4 protein-coding genes and 1 rRNA gene are annotated in these 10012 nt (G+C 72.3%); 3 read left to right on the top strand and 2 right to left on the bottom strand.

What is annotated here, in order from left to right:
- Positions 1 to 93 (top strand): 5S ribosomal RNA (gene rrf / locus ABT238_RS25655); the annotation flags it as partial.
- Positions 94 to 197: 104 nt separating this feature from the next.
- Complete coding sequence (locus tag ABT238_RS25650; RefSeq protein WP_350569128.1) at positions 198 to 1025, top strand: phosphatase PAP2 family protein; 828 nt, start codon at positions 198 to 200, stop codon at positions 1023 to 1025.
- A gap of 90 nt (positions 1026 to 1115) precedes the next feature.
- Here ABT238_RS25650 and ABT238_RS25645 read toward each other — a convergent pair whose 3' ends face one another.
- Positions 1116 to 1679 carry an acetate uptake transporter gene (locus ABT238_RS25645; protein ID WP_350569127.1) on the bottom strand — a complete coding sequence of 188 codons (564 nt, stop codon included), beginning with the start codon at positions 1677 to 1679 and terminating at the stop codon, positions 1116 to 1118.
- 339 nt (positions 1680 to 2018) lie between these two features.
- Complete coding sequence (locus ABT238_RS25640) at positions 2019 to 4577, bottom strand: SpoIIE family protein phosphatase (RefSeq protein ID WP_350569126.1); 2559 nt, start codon at positions 4575 to 4577, stop codon at positions 2019 to 2021.
- A gap of 518 nt (positions 4578 to 5095) precedes the next feature.
- Here ABT238_RS25640 and ABT238_RS25635 point away from each other — a divergent pair.
- Positions 5096 to 9670, top strand: coding sequence for a HAMP domain-containing protein (locus ABT238_RS25635; protein WP_502891462.1), 4575 nt, complete (start codon positions 5096 to 5098; stop codon positions 9668 to 9670).
- Positions 9671 to 10012: the final 342 nt, after the last annotated feature.

Raw genomic sequence — 10012 nt, 5'->3', positions numbered from 1 at the left:
ACGCCCGGTTACATTCCGAACCCGGAAGCTAAGCCTCATAGCGCCGATGGTACTGCAGGGGGGACCCTGTGGGAGAGTAGGACGCCGCCGAACAATCATTCCAAAAAGACCCCCTCCGGTTCAGGAGGGGGTCTTTTTGCGTTAACGTCTCCCCACCACATCGGAGCTTGGTGGAGAGGCGCGGACCGTTGCAGAACATGACCCTGACCTGGCAGTCCGCCGGGGGCACCGCGGTCGCTCTCTACGGCGGCGCGTACGCGGCCGCCCGGGTGCGGCGGGCCGGCCTTTCGGCGATCCTGCGGGAGGCCGGCACCCTGCTGGCGCTGTTCGCGCTCTGGCAGCTGGTCGGACGCCTCTCCCTGATGAGCACCGAGCACGCGCTGGACAGGGCGCGCTGGATCCACCGGACGGAGTTGGCCTTCGGCCTGCCCGACGAGGCCTCCTGGCAGGCCGCGGTGACGCCGTACCCGGCGCTGGTGAAGCTGGCGAACTACTACTACGCGTCGATGCACTTCACGGTGATGATCGGGGTGCTGCTCTGGGTCTTCCTCAGACACCGCGAGCGGTACGCGTGGGTGCGGACCACGGTGGTGGTCACCACCGCGGTCTGCCTGGTCGTCCAGTTCCTCCCGGTGGCGCCGCCCCGGATGCTGCCGGAGAACGGCTTCGTCGACGTCGCCGCCGAATACGGGCAGTCGGTGTACGGCGGCGCCGTCGGCGGGGTGGTCAAGGCGGCGCAGCTGTCGGCCATGCCCTCGGTGCACGTGGCGTGGTGCGTGCTGACGGCCGTCGCGGTGGTGCGGGTGTCGAGGAGCCCGCTGCGCTGGCTGATGGTGCTGCACCCGGTGCTGACCATCACGGTCGTGGTGGTGACGGCCAACCACTTCTGGGCGGACGGTCTGGTCGCGGTGGTGATCCTGCTGCTGGCGTACGCCGCGCAGCACGCTGTCGCCCGGTGGCGGGCCGGGCGGTCCGGGGAGGGCCGCCCGGCGCAGGAGCGGGAGTGGCAGGCGGTCGGCGGCTGACGGGGCCGCTGACGGCGACGGGCAGGGGCACGGCATGCCGGTGGGCCGGGCCCCGTGGGGGGAGGGTCCGGCCCACCGGTTCACCCGCCGTTACTTGACCGGCAGGGCGTCACGGCCCCACGCGCTGTTGGTCAGCGACGCGGTGGCCCAGTACCAGGCCGCCAGGCCGGAGGCGGCGGCGACCCAGCCGGCCGCCTTGGCGAGGCCGCCGGAGGTGTTGAACGTGGCGAGCGCGGACAGGACCAGGGAGACCGTCAGCAGGCCGTAGACGGCGCGGCTGAACAGGCCCGCGTTCCAGCCGGCGGCGGTCAGGGTGAGGGCGAGCAGGGCCCACAGCAGCAGGAACAGGCCGGCCGCGTTCTTGCCGGCGCCGGAGGCCGTGGACCAGGTGACCCAGAAGGCACCGAGGCTGGTGAAGGCGGTGCCGGTGAAGCCCTCGCCGCCGCGGAACTGCCAGAGCCCCGCGATGAACAGGGTCAGGCCGCCGAGGATGTGGGCGAGGTGGGCCGAGTTCCCGACGGCGGTGCCGCTGAGGAGGCCGGTCGAGAGCAGACCGTAGGCGAGGAGGGTCAGGCCGAGGGCGAGGTAACCGAGGTTACCCGCGTCGGCGCCGGTGGAGCGGGCGTTCAGTGCCCCGGTAGCTTCGTTGCTCACCGGAGGCTCCTTTCACTCATGGGCGCGCGCAGGGCGCAGTGAACGCGGGTGAGTGTCGATGAGGTGAAGGCGCGTGACCGCTCCGGGCGCGCACGGCTGGAGCGTGCGACGGCTGCGGTCGGAATGCTGGGCCAGCGGGAGAGCCGCTGGTCACGTCCCCGCCGGGGGATTCCCCGGTGAGATCGGTGTACCCAGGGTGAGCGGGCTTGTACCCTTGTGAATCGCACATTTTGTGTCGGTGCCCGGCACGGTTCGTTCAGGCTCCGACACGGGGTGCGACAGGCATCGCCCCGGTGTGGTCAGGCCGTTGTCGTTCAGTTGTCGTTCAGGCCGCTGCGCTCAGGCGGTGCGCTGGACGGGCACCCGCAGGGTCAGGATCGCCATGTCGTCGGACGGCGGCTCCGGGGCGAACCGCTCGACCGCCCGCTGGACGCGCAGCGCGACCGCTCCGGCGGTGAGCCCGGTGCAGCCGGTGAGCACCTCGGCGAGGCCGTCGTCGCCCAGCATCCGCCGGCCCTCGCGGCGTTCGGTGACGCCGTCGGTGACGCAGAGCAGGACCTCGCCGGGGCTGAGCACCAGGTGCTCGGCGGTGAGGTCGAGGTCGTCCATGACGCCGAGCAGCGGCTGCGGGGTGGCGGCCCGGTCGACCCGGCCGTCGGTGCGCAGCCGCAGCGGCAGCGGGTGGCCGGCGCAGACCAGGGAGAGCTCGGTGCTGCCGTCCGGACGGGGGGTCAGTTCGCCGTACAGGAGGGTGAGGAAGCGGCTGCGCGCGCCCTCGTCCAGGATGGCGGTGTTGAGCCGGCTGAGGACCTGCGGGGCGTCCAGGCCCTCGCGGGCGAGCAGCCGCAGCGAGTGCCGGGCCAGTCCGGTGACCGAGGCGGCCTCCGGGCCGGTGCCGCAGACGTCGCCGATGGCGAAGCCGTAGGTGCCCTCGCGGATCGGGAAGAGGTCGTAGAAGTCGCCGCCGACCTCGTTGCCCTCGCCGGCGGCCTGGTAGTAGACGTCCACCTCGACGCCCGGGATGTCGGGCAGCTCCGGCGGCAGCAGACTGCGCTGCAGGGCCTGGCTGGTGGCGGTGCGCTCGGAGTAGAGGCGCGAGTTGTCGAGGGCGAGGGCGGCCCGGCGGGAGAGGTCCTCGGCGAGTTCCAGGATCTCCTGGCGGAACCGCACGCCGGCCGAGGTGCCGAGGGCGAGCAGGCCGATCACCCGGTTGCGGGCGGTCAGCGGCAGGACGACGGTCTCGCCGAGCAGGCCGGCGAGCCCGGGTTCGTCCGCGAAGCCGTCGCCGTCGGCGGTTTCGGCGGGCGCGGTCCAGAAGCGGGTGCCGTGGGTGGGGCCGGAGTCCGGGGCGGGCGTCTTGTCGAGCAGGGCGCGCAGCGGGTCGATGCGGTCCTCGTCCTCGTGCAGGACGAAGGCGAGCGAGGCCGGGGCGCCGTGGTCGCCGTTGGTGTAGACAGCGCACCAGGAGGCGAGGGTGGGCACGGCCATCTGGGCCATCAGGGCGAGCGTCTGCTCGTGCTCCAGGGTGCCGGCGAGCAGGTCGGAGGCCTCGACGAGGAAGGAGAGCGAGCCGCGGCGCAGCCGTTCGAGTTCGGAGAGCCGGGTGGATTCGACGGCCAGCGCGAGCCGGTCGGCGGCGAACTGCAGGCGCAGCGCGTCCTCGTTGTCGTAGCGGCCGGCGGCGCCGTTGGCGATGCCGAGCGAGCCGATCAGCCGGCCCTCGACCTTGAGCGGGACGGTGAGCAGGGAGCGCAGCCCGCTGTCGTCGAGGACGGGCAGGCCGGTGGGCCGGGTGGCGAGGTCCTCGTGCACGGAGGGCAGGCGCGGCGAGTCGTAGCGGTTGCCGGTGTCGACCGGGAAGCGGCTGTGCGGGCGCGGCGCGCGGGGCAGGCCGGTGCTGGCGCGCAGCTCGAACTCGGCCTCGTCTTCGGTGGTGAGCAGCAGGTAGGCGGCGTCGGCGTCGAGCAGGTCGCGGGCGCGTTCGACGGTGTGCTGGAGCAGGGTGTCGAGGTCCTCGCCGGTGCCGAGGCCGGCCAGCAGGTCGAGCCGGGTGGCGGGCTCGCCGCGGTCGCCGGGCAGGGCGCGGGCGGGGGAGCGCAGTACGGCGCGGTCGTCGTCGAGGACGAGCAGGCAGAGGGTGGTCGGGGTGCCGTCGGTGTCGCGCAGGCGGACCTGGACGCCGTAGACGTCGACGGCGGTGCCGTCGGCGCGGCGCAGCGCGTAGCCGCCCTCCCAGCGGGCGAGCCGCAGGACGGCGGCGAGGCCGAGGCCGCTGTCGGCGGGCTGGGGCCAGACGGCGAGGTCGGCCCAGGGGCGGCCGAGCACGGTGTCGGCGGGGTGCTGGAAGAGGGCTTCGGCGTCGGGGTTCCAGGCGAGCACGCGGCCGTCGTCGTCGAGTTGGACGACGGCGACGTGCACCGGGCCGTGGCTGGCGGGCAGTTCGCCGCCGGGCGCGGCGGGCAGGGCGTAGCGGGTGCCGGCGGTGTGCGCGGGCAGCGCGAGCCGGAACCAGACGGTCTTGCGGCCGGAGCCGTACTCGACGCCCCAGCGTTCGGCGAGCGCGGCGCACATCAGCAGGCCGCGGCCGCCCTCGCCGTCGGCGTCGGCGTAGTGGTCGGACGCGGTGGCGGGGACGTCGGCGAAGCTGGGCAGGCCGCGTTCGGGGTGGTGGTCGGTGACCTCGATCCGGACGGTGCCGTCCTCGCGCAGGCAGCAGACCTCGGCGGCGGTGCCGGCGTGCACGACCGCGTTGGTGACGAGTTCGCTGACCAGGACCACGGCGTCGTCGACGACCTCCGGCAGGCCCCAGCCCAGCAGCGCGTCCCGGACGAAGGAGCGGGCGGCGCCGGCCGACCGGCCCACGGGTTCGAAGGTGGCGGCTGCGCGCGCGGTGACCACGTTGCCACGTCTCCTCTGCTCTGGCCCTGGCTGTCCGGGGTACGGCGCCGCATCCCGGTGCGCGCCGGCGGGGTGGGCGGCGCCGCCGGGGGCGGTTGCGGCCCGGTGCAGCGCTCCACCCTACTTTCCGGTTGGTTCCCCGTGGGGGCGGGGAGTCGAAACAGGCACCGGAGGGTGATTCTGCCCACCCGTTTCGGACGGGCCGGTGCCAACCGAGCGCAACCGCGCTTGTACCGGGCGCGAGTGCTGCCAGACTGGGGGGTCCGCGATGTCCGGTCCGAGCAGTACGGTCGTCGAGGGTCCCGGTGGGCCTGACCGGCCGCCGGGACGGTAGCAGTTCACGATCTGGGAGGGGCCCGTTGAGTTCGGCCACCAAGGACGCAACCGGTACGACGCCGCCCGCTCCGCGCGGCGGCCGCCCCGGGGCCGCGCCGCGGAGCGCGGCCGGCCGGCGTGTCAACCACAGCCGCGGCGCCGAGCCGGCCGAGCTGCGCAAGCTGCTGGCCGCGTTGACGGCGATGCGGGACGGAAACTTCCGGCGCCGGCTGACGGTGCCCGGGGACGGTCCGCTGGCGGAGATCGCCGCGGTGTTCAACGAGGTGGCGGAGCGCAACCAGCACTTGACGGGCGAGCTGGCCCGGGTGCGGCGGGCGGTGGGCCGTGAGGGCCGGCTGAACGAGCGGCTGGAGACGGGCGCCGGCGAGGGCGCCTGGATGGCGGCGGTCGACAACTGCAACGCGCTGATCGACGACCTGGCGCGGCCGATGGCCGAGGTGGGCCGGGTGCTCACGTCGATCGCCGAGGGCGACCTCGACCAGAAGATGGAGCTGCGCTCGCTGCACAGCAACGGGGTGAGCCACCCGCTGCGCGGCGAGTACCTGAAGATCGGCCGGACCGTCAACGGGCTGGTGGACCAGCTGTCGGAGTTCACCGACGAGGTGACCCGGGTGGCCCGTGAGGTCGGCACCGAGGGCAAGCTGGGCGGCCAGGCGAAGGTCCGCAGCGTCTCCGGCAGCTGGAAGGACCTCGCGGACTCGGTCAACACCATGGCCGGGCGGCTGACCGCTCAGGTGCGCAACATCGCGCAGGTGACCACCGCGGTGGCCAAGGGCGACCTGTCCCGCAAGGTGACGGTCGAGGTGGCCGGCGAGATGCTGGAGCTGAAGAACACCGTCAACACGATGGTGGACCAGCTGAACGGCTTCGCGGCGCAGGTGACCCGGGTGGCCCGGGACGTGGGCACGGAGGGCCGGCTGGGCGGCCAGGCGCAGGTGCCCGGTGTCGCCGGCGTCTGGCGGGACCTCACCGACTCGGTGAACTTCATGGCGGACAACCTGACGGGCCAGGTGCGCGGGATCGCCCAGGTGACCACCGCCGTCGCGCGCGGCGACCTCTCGCAGAAGATCGAGGTCGACGCCCGCGGCGAGATCCTGGAGCTGAAGAACACCATCAACACGATGGTCGACCAGCTCTCCGGCTTCGCCGAGCAGGTGACCCGGGTGGCCCGTCAGGTGGGTACCGAGGGACGGCTCGGCGGGCAGGCCCAGGTGCCGTGGGCGGCCGGCGTCTGGCGGGACCTCACCGACAACGTCAACTTCATGGCGAACAACCTCACCGACCAGGTGCGCGGGATCGCCCAGGTGACCACCGCCGTCGCGCGCGGCGACCTCTCGCAGAAGATCCAGGTGGACGCCCGCGGGGAGATCCTGGAGCTGAAGAACACCATCAACACGATGGTCGACCAGCTGGGCGCCTTCGCGGACGAGGTGACCAGGGTGGCCAGGGACGTCGGCACCGAGGGCATCCTCGGCGGCCAGGCGAGCGTGCCGGGGGTGTCCGGCACCTGGAAGGACCTGACCAACAGCGTCAACCTGATGGCCAACAACCTGACCAGCCAGGTGCGCAACATCGCCGAGGTGACCACCGCGGTGGCCCGGGGCGACGTCTCGAAGAAGATCACCGTCGACGCCCGGGGCGAGATCCTCGAACTGGTCACCACCGTGAACACCATGGTCGACCAGTTGTCGGCGTTCGCCGACGAGGTGACCCGGGTGGCGCGCGAGGTGGGTACCGAGGGGAACCTGGGCGGCCAGGCCCGGGTGCGCGGGGTGTCGGGCATCTGGAAGGACCTGACCGACAACGTCAACTTCATGGCGTCCAACCTGACCAGTCAGGTCCGGAACATCGCCGAGGTGGCGGCCGCGGTGGCCTCGGGCGACCTCTCCAAGAAGATCACCATCGAGGCGCGGGGCGAGGTCGCCGGGCTGGCCGGGACGCTCAACACCATGGTCGACCAGCTGTCGGCCTTCGCGGTCGAGGTGACCCGGGTGGCGCGCGAGGTGGGCACCGACGGCACCCTGGGCGGCCAGGCGAGCGTGCCGGGCGTGGCCGGGATCTGGAAGGACCTGACCGACAACGTCAACCTGATGGCCAACAACCTCACCGGTCAGGTGCGCAACATCGCGCTGGTGATCACGGCGGTGGCCCGGGGCGACCTCTCGCAGAAGATCGACGTCGACGCGCGCGGCGAGTTCCTGGAGCTCAAGACCAGCATCAACACCATGGTCGACCAGCTGTCGGCGTTCGCCGACGAGGTGACCCGGGTGGCCCGCGAGGTGGGCACCGACGGACGGCTCGGCGGCCAGGCGCGGGTGCCGGGCGTGGACGGCACCTGGCAGGACCTCACCGAGTCCGTCAACGAGCTGGCGAACAACCTCACCCGGCAGGTGCGCGCGATCGCGCAGGTCGCCACCGCCGTCACCAGGGGCGACCTGTCGCTGCGGATCGACGTGGACGCCGCCGGCGAGCTCGACGAGCTCAAGGACAACATCAACCAGATGATCGCCAACCTGCGCGAGACCACTCGCACCAACCAGGAGCAGGACTGGCTGAAGACCAATCTGGCCCGGATCTCCGGCCTGCTGCAGGGCCGGCGCGATCTGGAGGCGGTGGCCTCGCTGATCATGACCGAGCTCACCCCGGTGGTCTCGGCGCAGCACGGCGCGTTCTTCCTCGCCCAGCCGGCCGGCCGCACCGCCGAGCTGATCACCGAGGACGACGACGAGAACGACACCGTGCTGCGGCTGATCGGCAGCTACGGCTACCAGCGGCGCTCGATGCCGACCACCTTCCGCCCCGGCGAGTCGCTGATCGGCCAGGCGGCGGTGGAGAAGCGGGCGATCATCCTCAAGGAGGCGCCGCCCGGCTACCTGAAGATCGCCTCCGGCCTGGGCGAGGCCTCGCCGGCCCACATCGTGGTGCTGCCGGTGCTGTTCGAGGGCCGGCTGCTGGGCGTGATCGAGCTGGCCACCTTCAGCTCCTTCACCACCGTCGCGCTGGACTTCCTCAACCAGATCGCCGACCTGATCGGCGTCACCGTCAACACCATCAGCGTCAACACCAAGACCGAGGGCCTGCTGCTGGAGTCCCAGCGGCTGACCGCCGAACTGTCGATGCGGTCGGCCGAGTTGGAGGCGCGCCAGGAGGAGCTGGAGCGCACCAACGAGGAGTTGCAGGAGAAGGCCGAGCAACTCGCCCAGCAGAACCGGGACATCGAGATCAAGAACAGCGAGATCGAGGAGGCCCGGCAGGTCCTGGAGGAGCGCGCCGAGCAGCTCGCGCTGGCGTCCCGGTACAAGAGCGAGTTCCTCGCCAACATGTCGCACGAGCTGCGCACCCCGCTGAACTCGCTGCTGATCCTGGCCAAGCTGCTGTCCGACAACAACGAGGGCAACCTGTCGCCCAAGCAGGTCGAGTTCGCCGACACCATCCACGGCGCCGGGTCCGACCTGCTCCAGCTGATCAACGACATCCTGGACCTGTCCAAGGTCGAGGCGGGCAAGATGGACGTCCGCCCGGCCAGGATCGCCCTGGTGCAGCTGGTCGACTACGTCGAGGCGACCTTCCAGCCGGTCGCGCTGGACAAGAACCTGGAGTTCGGGGTGCGGGTCTCGCCGGCCCTGCCGGTCACCCTGCACACCGACGAGCAGCGGCTCCAGCAGGTGCTGCGCAACCTCATCTCCAACGCGGTGAAGTTCACCGACACCGGCGCCGTCGACTTCTCGATCAGCCCGGCCGGCCAGAGCGTGCCGCAGCACGTGCGCGAGCAGCTGCTGGAGGCGGGCGCCATCAAGGGCCCGGACGACCCGCTGATCTCCTTCGCGGTCTCCGACACCGGAATCGGCATCCCCGGCAACAAGCTGAGGGAGATCTTCGAGCCGTTCCGGCAGGCCGACGGCACCACCAGCCGCAAGTACGGCGGCACCGGCCTCGGGCTGTCGATCAGCCGGGAGATCGCCCGGCTGCTCGGCGGCGAGATCCACGCCGAGAGCGAGCTGGGCAAGGGGTCGACGTTCACCCTGTACCTGCCGCTGCGCACCGAGGCGCCGGACGCCGCCGGGCAGGGCGCGGCCGGACTGCGGGCCGCGGTGGGCGTCACCCCGGCCGGCACGCCGGTGCCGGTGGGCGAGAGCCCGGCCGACCACTGGGCCCAGGAGGTCCGCGAGCTGGTCGAGGTCCGCCGCCGGGGTGCCGTCGAGCGCCGCCGCGCGGAGGCCCTGGAGGCGCCGCGGCCGGAGCGCGGGCCCGCCGACGGCCGGGGGGCCGCGGCCGGGCCCGCCGAGGGGCGCGGGAGCGGCGGGCGGACGGCCGAGGGCCGGGCGCCCGAGCTCGCCCCGGCGGCCCGCCCGTCCGCGCGCACGGACACCCGCTTCGACGGCCAGCAGGTGCTGATCGTCGACGACGACGTCCGCAACGTGTTCGCCCTCACCAGCGTGCTGGAGCAGCACGGCCTGACCGTGCTGTACGCGGAGAACGGCCGGGAGGGCATCGAGATGCTGGAGCAGCACGAGAACGTCGCGCTGGTCCTGATGGACATCATGATGCCGGAGATGGACGGCTACGCGACCACCGAGGCGATCCGCCGGATGCCCCAGTTCGCCGGGCTGCCGATCATCGCGCTGACCGCCAAGGCGATGAAGGGCGACAAGGAGAAGTCGCTGGAGGCCGGGGCCACCGACCACATCACCAAGCCGGTCGAGACCGACCACCTGCTGTCGGTGATGCACGAGTGGCTCACCGTCCGGAAGTCCTGAAGGGCTCGGAACGTGCCCAGCGTGTCCCGGAAACGGCCGAGTCGGGACCGATCGGATGACGGGGGCGTGAATCCCGGAGTACGCTCCGGGATTCACGCCGGTGGGGTGGGCGGTTTGCTGGCGGGGAGGGCCGGGAACCCGGTAGGGTCACCGATCGTTGCGAACAGTGACCGGATGGCGACTCGCTGGTGAGCGTACGCCGGTGCACTGACTGCGCGCCGCTCCGGATCCGGACGCGACGGAGCGATGTGCCGGGCGAGGGGGTGCGGCTAGCATGACCGGGGTAGTGGTGGGCAGTACGCGGGTGCCTTCCCCAGGTAGGCAGGCGACAGGAGGGCGCGT

It is taken from the genome of Kitasatospora sp. NPDC001527 (assembly GCF_040298605.1).
In the GTDB taxonomy this organism is placed as follows: Bacteria; Actinomycetota; Actinomycetes; order Streptomycetales; family Streptomycetaceae; genus Kitasatospora.
This window is presented reverse-complemented; position numbering and strand designations above follow the sequence as displayed.

Coding starts and splice junctions, on each gene's coding strand:
- ABT238_RS25650 (WP_350569128.1), top strand. CDS start 198: ATGACCCTGACCTGGCAGTCCGCCGGGGGCACCGCGGTCGCTCTCTAC.
- ABT238_RS25635 (WP_502891462.1), top strand. CDS start 5,096: ATGCGGGACGGAAACTTCCGGCGCCGGCTGACGGTGCCCGGGGACGGT.